Source organism: Marinobacter halotolerans (genome assembly GCF_008795985.1).
GTDB lineage: Bacteria > Pseudomonadota > Gammaproteobacteria > Pseudomonadales > Oleiphilaceae > Marinobacter > Marinobacter halotolerans.
This window is the reverse complement of sequence record NZ_VMHP01000001.1, coordinates 2,134,719-2,148,734: the sequence shown is the minus strand read 5'-3', so window position 1 is coordinate 2,148,734 and position 14,016 is coordinate 2,134,719. Positions and strand designations below refer to the sequence as shown.

At 59.5% G+C, this 14,016-nt stretch carries 14 protein-coding genes; 11 read left to right on the top strand and 3 right to left on the bottom strand.

The window, feature by feature from the left end; translation table 11 throughout:
- Positions 1-31: 31 nt before the first annotated feature.
- On the bottom strand, positions 32-1,066 hold the full coding sequence (locus FPL19_RS09890) for a type IV pilus twitching motility protein PilT (protein ID WP_150912257.1): 1,035 nt from the start codon (positions 1,064-1,066) through the stop codon (positions 32-34).
- A gap of 145 nt (positions 1,067-1,211) precedes the next feature.
- Between FPL19_RS09890 and FPL19_RS09885 the strand changes: the two genes are divergently transcribed.
- The 10 genes from FPL19_RS09885 (at position 1,212) to FPL19_RS09835 (ending at position 10,236) form a co-directional block, all read left to right on the top strand.
- Positions 1,212-1,907: a YggS family pyridoxal phosphate-dependent enzyme gene (locus FPL19_RS09885; protein WP_150912256.1), complete on the top strand. Its 696-nt coding sequence runs from the start codon at positions 1,212-1,214 to the stop codon at positions 1,905-1,907.
- 104 nt (positions 1,908-2,011) lie between these two features.
- Positions 2,012-2,845, top strand: a complete 834-nt coding sequence (proC, locus tag FPL19_RS09880) for a pyrroline-5-carboxylate reductase (protein WP_150912255.1) — start codon at positions 2,012-2,014, stop codon at positions 2,843-2,845.
- Between the two features lie 43 nt (positions 2,846-2,888).
- Complete coding sequence (locus tag FPL19_RS09875; protein WP_150912254.1) at positions 2,889-3,470, top strand: YggT family protein; 582 nt, start codon at positions 2,889-2,891, stop codon at positions 3,468-3,470.
- A gap of 162 nt (positions 3,471-3,632) precedes the next feature.
- Positions 3,633-5,621 carry a dynamin family protein gene (locus FPL19_RS09865; protein ID WP_150912252.1) on the top strand — a complete coding sequence of 663 codons (1,989 nt, stop codon included), beginning with the start codon at positions 3,633-3,635 and terminating at the stop codon, positions 5,619-5,621.
- Between the two features lie 137 nt (positions 5,622-5,758).
- A complete protein-coding gene (gene metX / locus FPL19_RS09860; protein ID WP_150912251.1) occupies positions 5,759-6,907 on the top strand; it encodes a homoserine O-succinyltransferase MetX in 1,149 nt (382 codons plus the stop codon).
- Entirely contained in the window at positions 6,904-7,506 is a 603-nt protein-coding gene (gene metW / locus FPL19_RS09855) for a methionine biosynthesis protein MetW (protein WP_150912250.1), read from the top strand. The genes metX and metW overlap by 4 nt, the downstream gene beginning before the upstream one ends.
- 18 nt (positions 7,507-7,524) lie before the next feature.
- Entirely contained in the window at positions 7,525-7,971 is a 447-nt protein-coding gene (locus tag FPL19_RS09850; protein ID WP_150912249.1) for a DUF4426 domain-containing protein, read from the top strand.
- A gap of 2 nt (positions 7,972-7,973) precedes the next feature.
- Entirely contained in the window at positions 7,974-8,576 is a 603-nt protein-coding gene (gene rdgB / locus FPL19_RS09845; RefSeq protein WP_150912480.1) for an RdgB/HAM1 family non-canonical purine NTP pyrophosphatase, read from the top strand.
- Complete coding sequence (hemW, locus tag FPL19_RS09840; RefSeq protein WP_225314354.1) at positions 8,573-9,709, top strand: radical SAM family heme chaperone HemW; 1,137 nt, start codon at positions 8,573-8,575, stop codon at positions 9,707-9,709. The genes rdgB and hemW overlap by 4 nt, the downstream gene beginning before the upstream one ends.
- Complete coding sequence (locus FPL19_RS09835; protein ID WP_150912248.1) at positions 9,709-10,236, top strand: hypothetical protein; 528 nt, start codon at positions 9,709-9,711, stop codon at positions 10,234-10,236. Before hemW ends, FPL19_RS09835 begins: the two co-directional genes overlap by 1 nt.
- Before the next feature lie 33 nt (positions 10,237-10,269).
- On the opposite strand, the gene trmB is transcribed toward FPL19_RS09835, so the two are convergent.
- On the bottom strand, positions 10,270-10,986 hold the full coding sequence (gene trmB / locus FPL19_RS09830; RefSeq protein ID WP_150912247.1) for a tRNA (guanosine(46)-N7)-methyltransferase TrmB: 717 nt from the start codon (positions 10,984-10,986) through the stop codon (positions 10,270-10,272).
- A 62-nt stretch (positions 10,987-11,048) separates the two neighbouring features.
- Positions 11,049-12,572 (bottom strand): YifB family Mg chelatase-like AAA ATPase, encoded by a 1,524-nt coding sequence (locus tag FPL19_RS09825; protein ID WP_150912246.1) that lies wholly within the window; start codon positions 12,570-12,572, stop codon positions 11,049-11,051.
- Between the two features lie 229 nt (positions 12,573-12,801).
- On the opposite strand from FPL19_RS09825, the gene FPL19_RS09820 reads away from it, so the two are divergent.
- Positions 12,802-14,004, top strand: a complete 1,203-nt coding sequence (locus tag FPL19_RS09820) for a glycerophosphodiester phosphodiesterase family protein (RefSeq protein WP_225314390.1) — start codon at positions 12,802-12,804, stop codon at positions 14,002-14,004.
- Positions 14,005-14,016: the final 12 nt, after the last annotated feature.

The window sequence follows — 14,016 nt, the reverse complement described above, 5'->3', positions numbered from 1 at the left end:
GGACTGCCCGCCCCGTGCCTTCTCCAGGCTCTTAGAAATTGTCCGGCATCTTCGCTTTGATCCTCGCCGCTTCGCGGGAGATTAGGCCCTTCTTCAGCAGCTTCTCCAGACACTGGTCCAGCGTCTGCATGCCCAGCGAACCACCTGTCTGTATCGCCGAATACATCTGGGCAATCTTGTCTTCGCGGATCAGGTTCCGGATGGCGGAGGTACCAATCATGATTTCGTGAGCTGCAATTCGGCCACCGCCCATTTTCTTCATCAGCGTCTGGGAGATAACCGCCTGCAGGGATTCGGAGAGCATCGAGCGCACCATGGACTTCTCCTGGGCCGGGAACACGTCGACCACACGGTCGATGGTTTTGGCCGCCGAGGTGGTGTGCAGGGTGCCGAACACCAGGTGGCCGGTTTCCGCGGCCGTCAGAGCCAGGCGGATGGTTTCCAGGTCACGGAGCTCGCCCACCAGGATGATATCCGGGTCTTCCCGCAGTGCCGACCGCAGGGCTTCGTTGAAGCCCAGGGTATCGCGATGAACCTCCCGCTGGTTCATCAGGCATTTCTTCGATTCGTGAACAAATTCGATCGGATCCTCAATCGTGAGGATATGCTCGTAACGACTGTCGTTGATGTAGTCGATCATCGCCGCCAGAGTAGTGGACTTGCCCGAACCGGTCGGGCCAGTTACCAGAACCAGACCGCGGGGAACGGAAGCGATATCCTTGAACACCTGCCCCATACCCAGGTCTTCCATGGTCAGAACCTTGGAGGGGATGGTACGGAAAACCCCGCCGGCGCCCCGGTTCTGGTTGAATGCGTTAACACGGAAGCGGGCCACGCCGGGCACTTCGAATGAAAAGTCCGTCTCCAGGAATTCCTCGTAGTCCTTGCGCTGCTTGTCGTTCATGATGTCGTAAATCAGACCGTGGACTTCCTTGTGCTCCATCGGCGGCAGATTGATACGGCGGACATCGCCATCAACCCGTATCATCGGGGGAAGGCCAGCAGACAGGTGAAGGTCAGACGCACCCTGTTTCGCTGAGAAGGCAAGCAGTTCAGTAATATCCATAGAGGTCCTCGGAAGGCATTATTCTTCTATCCTGATTTCCGCCTGTGACGGCACCTGTGCTTCGCTGCCTTCACTTGGCATTTCAGTAACCTGGGGGTAACGTGTCACCCAATCTGAGGCACAGCGGCATCGGCGGAATCGCACAATGAGCAGCATAGCAGACAACGTGGGGACCGTAACCCGACGCATACAAAAAGCAACAATGGACGCGGGCCGCAAGCCCGGTTCAGTGAAGCTTCTTGCAGTGAGCAAGACCCGCCCTGCCAGTGATCTTCGTGAGGCCCACTCGGCCGGCCAGAATGCCTTTGGTGAGAACTACCTGCAGGAAGCGCTGGAGAAGATCGACGCGTTGGCTGACCTGCCAGATCTGGAATGGCATTTTATCGGCCCCATCCAGTCCAACAAGACCCGACAGATTGCCGAGGCCTTCCACTGGGTGCACAGCGTCGACCGGCTTAAAATTGCCCGTAGGCTCAGCGAGCAACGGCCCGATTCATTGCCACCCTTGAATCTCTGCCTTCAGGTCAATATTAATGAGGAAGACAGCAAATCGGGCTGTGTGCTGGCCGAGTTGCCCGATCTGGCGCGGGAATGCCTGGCACTGCCCAATATCCGCCTGCGGGGGCTGATGGCAATTCCGGACCCGGACCAGCCGGAGGCGGACCTGAGAGCCAGCTTCGACCGGCTCGCGGATGCGCTTGCGGCCCTGCGCAGGGACAATCCGGGAAGCGACGACCTGGACACGCTGTCCATGGGCATGTCCGCGGACCTGGAGCTGGCGATCGAGGCTGGCGCCACCTGGGTCAGGGTAGGCACCGCGGTTTTTGGCGCGAGGGACTAGCAGGTGCTGGTTCTTGGCCCGTGGCAAGCCCGCGAGCTCTGTTCCTGTTATCATCCAGTTCAATGCGGCCAAGGGCCGCTTTCGATCATAAGCGGGAGTGAATCTTGAGCACATCACCAACCATTTCGTTTATCGGCGCAGGCAATATGGCCAGCGCCATTATCGGTGGCATGCTGGAGAGCGGTTTCAATGCAGCCAATATCTGGGTGAGCGCCCCGGATGACGGTCATCTGCAGTCAATCCGCAAACAGTTCGGAGTCAGCATTACCACCGACAACCGTCACTGCGCCCAACAGGCAGACATGGTGGTGCTGGCGGTGAAGCCCCAGGTCATGAGGGACGTCTGCGTCGATATTGCTCCGGTTGTGCAGAACACGCGGCCGCTGATGGTGTCCATTGCCGCAGGCCTCGAAGCCACCACTCTGGACGAATGGCTGGGCGGCGGCATGCCCATGGTGCGGGTCATGCCCAACACGCCGTCGCTCGTCGGCAAGGGTGCTGCGGGCCTCTATGCCAATGATCAGGTGAAAGACAAACAGAAAGCCATGGTGGAGTCGGTGTTCAACAGCATCGGCTCGGCACTCTGGGTGGATGACGAATCCCTGCTTCACGCTGTGACGGCGCTTTCCGGCAGTGGCCCGGCCTATTTTTTCCTGATGCTTGAGGCCCTGGAAGAGGCGGCTACCGAGGCTGGCATTCCCGGCAAGACCGCGCGGGAACTGGCGATCCAGACCATGGCCGGCGCTGCAGAAATGGCCGGGCGCAGCGAACACGACCCGGGGCAGCTCAAACGTAACGTGATGTCCCCAGGAGGCACCACTGAACAGGCTATTAACACCTTCGAGGAAGGCGGCCTGCGCGAGCTGGTGAAAAAAGCCTACTCGGCGGCCTACAACCGTTCCGGCGAGATGTCGAAAGAACTTGCGGCCAAACAGTAGCGCTGCAGACAAACAGTCATAGATAAACGGGAGACACAGCCCCATGCTGGCCGACGTTCTGATCACCATCCTGCTTATAGCTTCCAGCTTTTACCTGACCATCGTACTGCTCAGATTTCTGCTCCAGCTTGCCCGGGCCGATTTCTATAATCCCATAACCCAGTTTGCGGTGAAGGCGACTAACCCCCTGCTGCGCCCCTTGAGAAAAATCATCCCGGGCTGGGGCGGCATCGACGGCGCCTCCCTGGTGCTGGCGGTGATCATTCAGGGCATTACCTTTTTCCTGATTCTCATCGCGTTGAACGGCGGCATCCCCAGCGTCAACCCGCTTTCACTGCTGACCTGGTCAGTACTGAACGTGCTGGACCTGATCGTGACCATCTACTTCTGGTCGGTGATCGCCGTGGTGGTGGTCAGCTGGATTGCACCGCAAAGCAGTCATCCCGCTATCCAGCTGGTGGCGCAGGTCACCGAGCCGATCATGCGGCCGGTTCGCAACGTGATGCCCTCCATGGGCGGCCTGGATCTGTCGCCTATTATCGTGTTCCTGATCCTCAACGTGTTGCAGGTGGTCATCGACAATCTGCAGCGCAGTGCGGGCATGGGCGCTTTGGCAGGTATGTAACAAAAATGTAGAGTGGCTCGCAAAAAAACACTTTGTTACAGAGCCACGCGCGACTTTTCATGAAACTCCCGTAACCTTAGCTATATTTGAATCACTCTTTTACCGGTTACTGGTTTCAGGGATCGTTGTCGTCGCCCGCAAGTCGCGCAGAAGGATTCTCCAATGAACACTCACGGCCCATACACTGGCACCTTCCAGGGCACTCTGTCCCAACAGGTCGAGGCCTATCACGGCTGGAAAAAAGAACTGATACGCCAGATCGGTCGTTATCGCCTGTGGCTCCAGGACAACAACCTTTTCTCGGACGATATCAGCACGCGCATTCGCAACGGCCTGGAGTTGCTGGTAGAAGACGAACTGACCATAGCCTTTGTGGGGGAATATTCCCGGGGCAAAACCGAGCTCATCAACGCCCTGTTTTTCTCGGAGTACGGCCAGCGCATGCTGCCGTCCCAGGCGGGGCGGACCACCATGTGCCCCACCGAGCTGTTTTTTGATCGCAACAGCAACAGCAACTACCTCCTCCTGCTGCCCATCGAAACCCGGACCGGCGAGCTTTCCCTGCAGCAACTGCGCAAGCAACCTGAACGCTGGGTCAAACACGAACTGGACGAGCGCGACCCGGAAGTCATGCGGGAAGTTCTCGCCGAAGTTGCCCGGGTCAAGAGTGTGCCTCCTTCCGAAGCACGGGCACTCGGCTTCGATGAAAGCATGCTTGAAAGCGATAGGGGACAGCCCGGACAGGTGCTGATTCCCGCCTGGCGTAACGCCCAGATCAGCATTCGCCATCCGCTTTTCGAGCGAGGCCTGCGCATTCTGGACACACCCGGCCTGAATGCCCTCGGTTCAGAGCCGGAGCTGACCATCAGCATGCTGCCCCGCGCACACGCCATCGTATTCCTGCTCAGCGCCGACACCGGTGTGACCGCCAGCGATATGACCATCTGGAAGGATCATATCGACACCGAGCATGCCGACCATCGCGCCGGACGCTTCGCGGTGCTGAACAAAATCGACGTGCTATGGGACGATCTACAGGGCGATAAGTACACCAATGACGCCATCGACCGCATCCGAAGCTATACCGCAGACCACCTGGGCATGCGGGAAAAGGACGTCATTCCTTTGTCCGCCAAGCAGGGGCTGACGGCGCGGGTCCGAAAAGACGAAGCTCTGCTGCAACGATCCAACCTCGCCCAGCTGGAGCAGCTTATTATCCAGCGCATATTGATGCACAAAGAGCAGTTGATCACCCAGAGCCTGATCAACGATCTACTGGGCATGCTGCAGAATAGCCAGGCCGCGATGCAGAGTCGGCTGGATGCGCTGAAAGAAGAAATGCAGGCCTGCTCAGGCGTCACCGTGGACAAAAAGGCGCTGCGACTGCTCGCCGACCGCGCCCAGCGCGACTACGACTTCTATTACAAGAAGTTGATCACCCTGCGTTCAAGCCGCCGGCTGATGGATTCACAGGGTGAAACCCTGAAGGAGTTCGTTAACGAAGAGCGCTTTGAGAAGCACGCGGAAACCATTCGCCGTCAGATGTCCAGCAGTTGGACCACTGCCGGCATGAACCGCAGCATGGAGCATTTCTTCGAGCTGCTGGAAGGCGACCTGAGCAACCTTATGAGCGAAGGCCGCCTGGCCGAGAAGATGGTCAGCGCGATCTATCGCCGGTATAACGAAGACACTCGCGCCAGACACCTCGAGCCGATCCCACTCCGTTCCGGGAGACACGTTATTGCCGTGCGGGAACTTCGCAAGAAGGCACGGCGCTTCCGCATAAGCCCCACCAACCTGCTAACCGAACAGTCAGTGCTGGTAAAACGCTTTTTCAATGTCATGGTCAGCGAAGCCCGCACGCTACACCAGCGGGTTCGCAACGATGTGGAGCGATGGCCATCGGAAGCCATGCTGCCGATCATGCAGTACTCCATGGAACAGAAGCAGTTGCTGGAGCACCAGATCCGACGTCTGCGCGACATGGTTCGCAACGACCGGGACGGCCGGGCGGAGCGTGAACGCCTGCAGAACACCATCACCGACCTCAAGCGACAGCTTGAACTTGCGGATACCATGCACAAGCAGATCCGCAAACCCGCCCCGACCATGATCCAGCAGAAAGTCGTCAATATTTCCGGCGCGCTCTGACCACCAGGCTGATCGCCAGCAACGGCGGTTGCAGCCTTGAGTGGCGGGCTTTAAACTCCTGTGCTGGCAAAGGGGCTGCCCGTTGCCGCCAATGCTCTTCCTTAGTTGATGGACCGGACCAGGAACCTGTCGCGCCCATGCCCGAATCCCTGCCAACGGATTCTGTCGGGATTGTCACCCCGCAGACACTGCATTTCGACACGCCCATTACCCTGGCGTGCAATCGGACGCTGGATCAGTACGACCTGGTGTATGAGACCTATGGCACCCTGAATGACGATGCCAGCAACGCCGTACTGATCTGCCATGCCCTTAGCGGCCATCACCACGCCGCCGGCTACCACAGCACCGATGAACGCAAGCCGGGCTGGTGGGATAGCTGCATAGGCCCCGGCAAACCCATCGACACCAACCGTTTTTTTGTGGTTAGCGTCAACAACCTCGGGGGCTGCCACGGCAGCACCGGCCCCTGCACCGTCAACCCCGAAACCGGCAAACCCTACGGCCCGGATTTTCCCGTGATTACGGTACAGGACTGGGTACAATCCCAGGCGCTGCTGGCCGACCGGCTAGGCATTAAATGCTGGGCCGCCGTCGTCGGCGGCTCACTCGGCGGCATGCAGGCGCTTCAGTGGAGCCTGGACTACCCGGACCGCATCCGACATGCGGTGGTGATTGCCTCAACGCCCCGGCTCAGTGCTCAAAACATCGCTTTCAACGAAGTGGCCCGGCAGGCCATCACCTCGGACCAGGAGTTCCACGATGGCCATTATTACGAGCACAACACCCTGCCCCGTCGTGGCCTGATGCTTGCCCGCATGGTGGGCCACATCACCTATCTGTCGGATGCCTCCATGGGCGAGAAATTCGGCCGCGAGTTGCGGGATCAGGCCTACAAGTTCGGCTATGACGCCGAATTTCAGGTTGAGAGCTATCTGAGGTATCAGGGCGAGCGCTTCTCCGAAAGTTTCGACGCCAACACCTACCTGCTGATGACCCGGGCACTGGACTACTTCGACCCCGCCTATGAGCATGGCGACGACCTGGCAAAGGCGCTTATGCAAGCGCGCTGCGAATTCCTGGTACTCTCTTTCAGCACCGACTGGCGTTTCACACCGGCCCGCTCGGAAGAGCTGGTCAATGCCATGATTGCCGCCCGAAGAAAGGTCAGCTACGCCGAAATCGATGCGCCCTGGGGGCATGATGCGTTTCTGATCCCCACGCCCCGCTATACCGCCATTTTCCATGCCTATATGGACCGGGTTGCACGGGAGGTGGGCGCATGAGAACGGACCTGCGGATCATCGAACAATGGATTAACTCCGGTAGCCACGTGCTGGACCTGGGTTGTGGCGACGGCACCCTGCTCGACTACCTCCAGCGGGAAAAACAGGCCACCGGTTTCGGTCTGGAAATTAATCCCGACCACATCACCAGCTGCATGAGCCGTGGCGTGTCGGTGATCGAGCAGAACCTGGACACCCAGGGGCTGGGCAATTTTGAGGACCACACCTTTGACACCGTGCTGATGACCCAGGCGCTACAGGCCGTCCGTCGCCCCGATGTGGTGCTGGATGAAATGATGAGAGTCGGCCGGGAGGGCATTGTCACTTTCCCCAACTTTGCTTACTGGAAACTACGCTGGTATCTGATGCGTAGGGGTCGCATGCCCGAATCTGAAACTCTACCGTATAAATGGTACAACACCCCGAACATACACCTGTGCACCTTCAAGGATTTTGAAGCCCTGTGCTACCGCAAGGACTTCCAGATCCTGAACCGGACGGTGGTGGACGGCGAACATCAGGATCGCTGGCTTAGCCGCCTTTGGCCTAATATGTTGGGACAGATTGCCATTTACCGGATCACCCGCAAAAACGGGTAAGCCATAAGGAGAGTCATCATGAACCTAGCCAGATTCCGCCCACTGATAACTGCGCTGACGCTGATGTTGATCAGCTGCGCCAGTCAGGCCGGGTCGAAGGATTTCGGCGACTACACCGTGCAGTGGAGTGTCCTTCCCAGCACGTTTCTGACACCCGAAATCGCCAAGGAAAACAACCTCAGCCGAAGCAAGGGCATTGGTGTCGTCAACATCGTTATCCTCAGTAGCGATGGCGAGGGAGAGCAGGTTACCGTGTCCGGGCAGGTTGAAGGCAAGGTACTGAATAACGTCCAGCAACCCAGTTTTCTGGCGTTTCGGCGGATTCAGGAGGGTGAGTCCATCTACTTCATCGCCCAGTATCAGTACCCCAGCGCCGAACTGATGACCTTTCAGATCACCGCTCGGCCCACCGGCTCGCAAGACGAACTGGCAGTTCGTTTTACCCATACGCTGTTTAACGACTGATGATGACTGAAGAAAAGCGACTGGTAATCGCCAGCAACAACCGTGGCAAGATCGCCGAACTGGAAGGCCTGCTCGCCCCCCTCAACCTGAAACCCGTGGCTCAGGGTGAGCTAGGAGTCGGAGAGGCAGAAGAGCCTGCCGTTACCTTCGTGGAAAATGCCATTCTCAAGGCACGTCATGCCTCAAGAGTAACCGGGCTGCCCGCCCTGGCGGATGACTCCGGACTGGCAGTTGATGCCCTCGGCGGCCGGCCCGGCGTGCGCTCGGCTCGCTTTGCCGGGGACTCGGCCACGGATCAGGATAACGTCGACGCCCTGCTGGTAGCACTGAAAGACGTTTCACCTGAAGATCGAACCGCCCAGTTCCACTGCGTGCTGGTCTACCTGCGACACGCCGACGACCCGACGCCCATTATCTGCCATGGCTGCTGGCCCGGCCGGATCCTGGAACAGCCCCGGGGCGAGGGTGGATTTGGCTACGACCCGGTATTTCTGGCACCAGAAACCGGGACCAGCGCCGCTGAGCTCAGCCGGGAGCAAAAGGCGGAGATCAGCCACCGTGGCCGCGCACTGAGCCTTCTGCTTGAGCAGCTGGGGGCACGTTGAGCCAGCAATCCTCACCGCCTCTCAGTCTTTACCTGCACATGCCATGGTGCGTCAAGAAATGCCCCTACTGTGATTTCAACTCCCACGCACTGACCGGCGACATCCCGGAACAGGCCTACCTGCAGGCCCTGCTGGAAGACCTGGAGCAGGACCAGCAGCTGATTCAGGATCGTCCGATCCAGACCGTCTTCATTGGCGGCGGCACACCATCGCTGATGTCACCAGATTTCTATTACCGGCTGTTTGAAGGTCTGAGCCGCCACCTGTCCTTCGCCGGTGATGCGGAGATTACCCTGGAGGCCAACCCGGGCACCGTCGAGGAGGAGCGCTTCAACGGCTTTCGCGCTGCCGGTATCAACCGGCTATCCCTGGGGATACAGAGCTTCCAGCCCCGGCAGCTGGAAGCCCTGGGGCGAATCCACGACGACACCGCCGCCCACCGGGCCATCGAGGCGGCGCGTAAGGCGGGTTTCGACAATTTCAATCTGGACCTGATGCATGGCCTGCCGGACCAGACCCCGGAGGATGCCGTGGCCGACCTGGAGGCCGCCATCGCCTGGGCGCCGCCGCATCTGTCGTGGTACCAGCTTACACTGGAGCCCAATACCGAGTTCTACAGCCGCCCGCCCGATCTTCCCGATGACGACCGGCTCTGGGAGATCTACTGCCGTGGAGCGGAACTTCTGCGAAGCCAGGGCTACAGCGACTATGAAGTCTCGGCCTGGAGCCAGCCGGGCGCGGCTTCCCGCCACAACCTGAACTACTGGACCTTCGGCGATTATCTCGCTCTGGGGGCGGGCGCCCATGGTAAAGTCACGCTGCCGGACGGCCAGGTCCGGCGTTTCTGGAAAACCCGCCAGCCTGAGGCCTATCTGAACCGGATTGGCAGCCGCACGGCAGGCCAACAGCAGATTGAGACCGAAGAGCTTCCGTTGGAGTTCATGATGAATGCACTCCGGCTCTCTGGCGGTGTGCCAGAAAGTCTGTTCACAGAACGTACAGGTTTACCGCTGAGCGTGGTTGAGGTAAAACTTGAATCATTGCGAAAGGATCGCCTGATGATGCGGGACCGTCTCCAGACCACGGAACTCGGCCAGCGCTATCTGAACAGCCTGCTGGAGCGTTTTTTATAATGGCAATGCCCGGACACGACTTCCCGAAAGCCCTGACCCTCAGCCTTCTGGTATCCCTGATCCTCTTTATCGCCCTGCTGGTCATTAACGAGCCCCTGCAGACCAACGTTGCCCCGAAAGGGATCGTCAGTTTTGAAATGGCGGGTACTCAGGATCACGCCGCAGAAATACTGGCGAGCTGGGATAACGACGGGATTTCCTCGGCAAGGGCGTCGCTGTGGCTGGATTTTGCCTTTGCAGCGGCTTACGTTGCCACACTGCTTTTGCTGACCAGATACCTCTCCCGCGACCGGCCCGGTGTGCGGGAGCGTACCGTCTCACGATGGGTGCGGGGGCTTTTTATTGCCGCCGGCGCCAGTGACGTAGTGGAGAACATTCTGCTGCTGAATAATCTGGATTCGCCCAGCGATTCACTGAGCATGGCCGCCACACTGTTTGCATTGGCCAAGTTCACCGGGCTGATACTCGGCCTGGCGGGGCTGGTCATTCTCAGGGCCGCCAGACGTCATCCGCTGTCACACCAATGACCCCATCCAGGTCAGATCGGGCTCGGACTCACCTCAGTTGGTCCGATAGAACAGCAGATCCCAGACTCCGTGGCCCAGATTCTCGCCCCGCTTCTCGAATTTGGTCATGGGTCGCTCATCCGGACGTGGCGCGAATGCCCCCGGCTCTACGGCGTTTTCAAACCCTTCAGATTCAGCCATGATTTCCATCATGTGCTCAGCATAGTTTTCCCAGTCGGTGGCCAGGTGTAGCACACCGCCGACCCTGAGTTTATGGCGCAGGCGCTGGACAAAATCGTGCTGCACCAGGCGACGCTTGTGGTGTTTTTTCTTCGGCCATGGGTCCGGGAAAAAGACCATCACCCGGTCCACCGCCGCATCCGGCAGACACAGATCCACTACGTCGTTGGCATCAATGGCGTAGACCCGCACATTCTCCAGGCCACGATCTTCCACTTCTTTGAGCAACGCACCAACACCGGGCAGATGGACCTCAACGCCAATAAAATCCTGCTCCGGCGCGGCTTCTGCCATATCCGCCAGGGACTGGCCCATGCCAAACCCGATCTCAAGGTTGAGCATGTTGTCCCGTCCAAAGATTTCCCGCGGGTCGATCATGCCCTGTTCGCGGGTCAGGCCGTATTTGGGCCAGTTCCGCTCGTAGGCTTTTTTCTGACCTTCCGTCATTCTGCCTTGGCGCAGCACAAAACTGCGCACACCCTTGCGGGTGGTGACCGGTGAATCGCCGGAATCGTGATTCTGTTCGCTCATCGGATGTCCTCAACCGCCGTAAAAAGGCTTGGTTTATTCGTTTGACGACAAGTTTATCAGATCTATACGGACACCTGAGCATTACGGGACTGCTGCCGATCCAGTTTTCGGTAGCCCAGGGCCTCCACAAGATGGGTCTGTGCGACCCCGTCCGCGTCTTCCAGGTCCGCCAGCGTCCGGGCGACCCTCAAAATCCTGTGTAGGGCCCGGGCCGACAGCCCCAGGCGCTCCATGGCGCCGGTCACCAGCGCTTCGCTGGCGCTGTCCAGTTTGCAGTGACGGTCCAGCTCCCGACCGCCAAGCATGGCATTCACCGTGCCCCGGTGGTTCTGACGGTCACGAGCCTGATTGACCCGCTGACGCACCGATGCACTGCTTTCGCTGTCGCTGGCAGAGGTCATCAGTAGCCGGGCACTCTGCACCGGCACCTCCACATGCAGGTCAAAACGGTCCAACAGCGGGCCGGACACCTTGGCACGGTAACGGATCACCTGCTGGGGCGTGCACTGGCATTCCACTGACGGATGCCCCAGATAACCACAGGGACAGGGGTTCATGGCCGCCACCACCTGAAACCGGGCCGGGAAAGTCACCTGGCGGGCGGCCCGGCTAATGGCGATCTCGCCGCTTTCCATGGGTTCGCGCAGCACCTCCAGGACCCGACGGCCAAACTCCGGCAACTCATCCAGAAACAGCACGCCCCGGTGCGCCAGGGAAATTTCTCCGGGCCTCGGGCTGCCGCCCCCACCCACCATGGCCACGGAGGAAGCGGTGTGGTGTGGTGCACGATATGGCGGGCAGTGCCAGTTGCCCTCGGGCACCGCCAGGCCGGCGACCGAATAGATACTGGCCACATCCAGCATGGCCTCGTTGGTCAGAGGTGGGAGAATGCCCGGCAACCGGCTGGCGAGCATGCTTTTACCGGTGCCCGGCGGTCCAAACATCAACAGATTATGAGCGCCTGCAGCGGCCACTTCCAGCGCCCGCCTTGGCACTTGCTGGCCACGGACGTCTTCAAGATCAGGCGCTTCGGCGGGGCGATCATCAAACGTTACCGGCGCCACCGGAGACAGTCGGGCGCGGTCAGCGAGATGCTCGCAGATCGCCAGCAGATGACTGGCAGCAAACACGTCATCCTCGCTCGCCAGGGCGGCCTCATCGGCATTGGCCAGGGGAATCAGCAACTGCCGGTTTTCCTTGCGGGCCGCGATCACCGCCGGTAGAACGCCTTTTAACGGCCGCAAGGCGCCGTCCAGCGACAGTTCGCCGAGGCACTCTACCGACCTCAGGCTTTCTGGAGGTATCTGCCCGGAGGCCGCCAGAATCCCCAGGGCGATGGGCAGATCGAAACGTCCGCCTTCCTTGGGTAGATCCGCAGGGGCAAGATTGATGGTGATGCGCTTGGCAGGGAACTCGAAGCCGGAATTCAGCAGCGCGCTTCGCACCCGCTCGCGGCTCTCCCGCACGCCGGTTTCTGGCAGGCCAACAATTGAAAGCGCCGGCAAGCCGCCGGACAGATGCACTTCCACCGTCACCGACGGCGCGGAAACGCCCACGCAGGCGCGGGTATGAACGACAGCTAACATGACAACCTTCCATGGTTTCAGGTAATAAACAGGGCCCCATTATGTCTGGCCGGAGCGAATGTGCAACTGGTGCAGCGCCGTTCAGAGGTGAAATCCGCTGCCCCTGATCTCCGTCATCCAATGGTCATCCGAGGCAGGGATGCTGTAGGGGATGTATGATTCAATCCACAAGGAGCCGGTTATGAATTTTCGAACATTTCTGAGTGCCCTCTGCGGCCTACTCACCCTGATGTCCGCCTGGACAGCGGTTAACGCAGCCCAGGCCTCTCTGGAGATGGAATCTGTGCAGCTCGGGCCGCGGCCGTTCTGGCTGGTGGCGGATATGGACGAAAGCCCGCTGAAAACCCGGTTGCAGGCCTGCGACATCCGCAACGTCAAGGCCGCGGACTTCTCTATTGGCCATCGTGGCGCACCCCTTCAGTTCCCTGAACACACCCGGGAATCCTATATCGCCGCCGCACGCATGGGCGCTGGCATTGTCGAGTGTGATGTTGCCTTCACCAAAGACCGGGAACTGGTCTGCCGCCACGCCCAGAATGACCTTCACACCACCACCAATATCGTGACGGTGCCGCAACTGAACGCCAAGTGCACCCAGCCCTTCGTTCCCGCCGACCCGGCCACCGGCACGCCAGCAAAGGCAGAATGCCGAACCAGCGACATCACCCTGGCGGAATTCAGAAGCCTCGAGGGCAAGATGGATGCATTTGATCCCATGGCGACAACGCCACAGGAATACCTGGGCGGAACAGCGGACTGGCGCACGGACCTGTACGCCAGCCGTGGCACGTTGATGACCCATAGGGAAAGCATTGAGCTATTCCAGGAACTGGGCGTGAAATTCACCCCGGAGCTGAAATCGCCTGTGGTGAAGATGCCCTTCGAGGGCGAATACAGCCAGCAGGACTACGCCCGCCAGATGATCCAGGATTATGTGGATGCCGGCGTGAAACCCGGGCATGTCTGGCCTCAGTCTTTCAATCTTGAGGATGTTCTGTTCTGGGTGAATCAGACGCCTCGCTTTGGCGAGCAGGCGGTGTTCCTGGATGAGGCGGCCCCCACGCCCGCCAACAGTTCACTGGCCCACATGGAAGAACTGAAAAGCCGTGGCGTGAATATTATTGCCCCGGCACTCTGGAAGATGCTGGCGCCCGGCCAGAACGGTGACATTGTCCCCTCAGACTACGCGCAGAATGCCCGCAAAGCCGGCCTCGACATGATTGCCTGGACTGTGGAGCGCAGCGGCCCCCTGGCCGAGGGCGGAGGCTGGTATTACCAGACAGTATCAGACGCCATCGACAATGATGGGGATATGCTTGAGGTCATTGACGTGCTTGCAAAAGATGTCGGCGTTATCGGTATCTTTTCGGACTGGCCGGCAACCACCACATTCTATGCCAACTGCATGGGGCTGACCGGCAAAAGCCACTGACACCCTGCAGTC

Coding starts and splice junctions, on each gene's coding strand:
- FPL19_RS09890 (WP_150912257.1), bottom strand. CDS start 1,066: ATGGATATTACTGAACTGCTTGCCTTCTCAGCGAAACAGGGTGCGTCT.
- FPL19_RS09885 (WP_150912256.1), top strand. CDS start 1,212: ATGAGCAGCATAGCAGACAACGTGGGGACCGTAACCCGACGCATACAA.
- FPL19_RS09875 (WP_150912254.1), top strand. CDS start 2,889: ATGCTGGCCGACGTTCTGATCACCATCCTGCTTATAGCTTCCAGCTTT.
- FPL19_RS09865 (WP_150912252.1), top strand. CDS start 3,633: ATGAACACTCACGGCCCATACACTGGCACCTTCCAGGGCACTCTGTCC.
- metX (WP_150912251.1), top strand. CDS start 5,759: ATGCCCGAATCCCTGCCAACGGATTCTGTCGGGATTGTCACCCCGCAG.
- metW (WP_150912250.1), top strand. CDS start 6,904: ATGAGAACGGACCTGCGGATCATCGAACAATGGATTAACTCCGGTAGC.
- FPL19_RS09850 (WP_150912249.1), top strand. CDS start 7,525: ATGAACCTAGCCAGATTCCGCCCACTGATAACTGCGCTGACGCTGATG.
- rdgB (WP_150912480.1), top strand. CDS start 7,974: ATGACTGAAGAAAAGCGACTGGTAATCGCCAGCAACAACCGTGGCAAG.
- FPL19_RS09835 (WP_150912248.1), top strand. CDS start 9,709: ATGGCAATGCCCGGACACGACTTCCCGAAAGCCCTGACCCTCAGCCTT.
- trmB (WP_150912247.1), bottom strand. CDS start 10,986: ATGAGCGAACAGAATCACGATTCCGGCGATTCACCGGTCACCACCCGC.
- FPL19_RS09825 (WP_150912246.1), bottom strand. CDS start 12,572: ATGTTAGCTGTCGTTCATACCCGCGCCTGCGTGGGCGTTTCCGCGCCG.
- FPL19_RS09820 (WP_225314390.1), top strand. CDS start 12,802: ATGTCCGCCTGGACAGCGGTTAACGCAGCCCAGGCCTCTCTGGAGATG.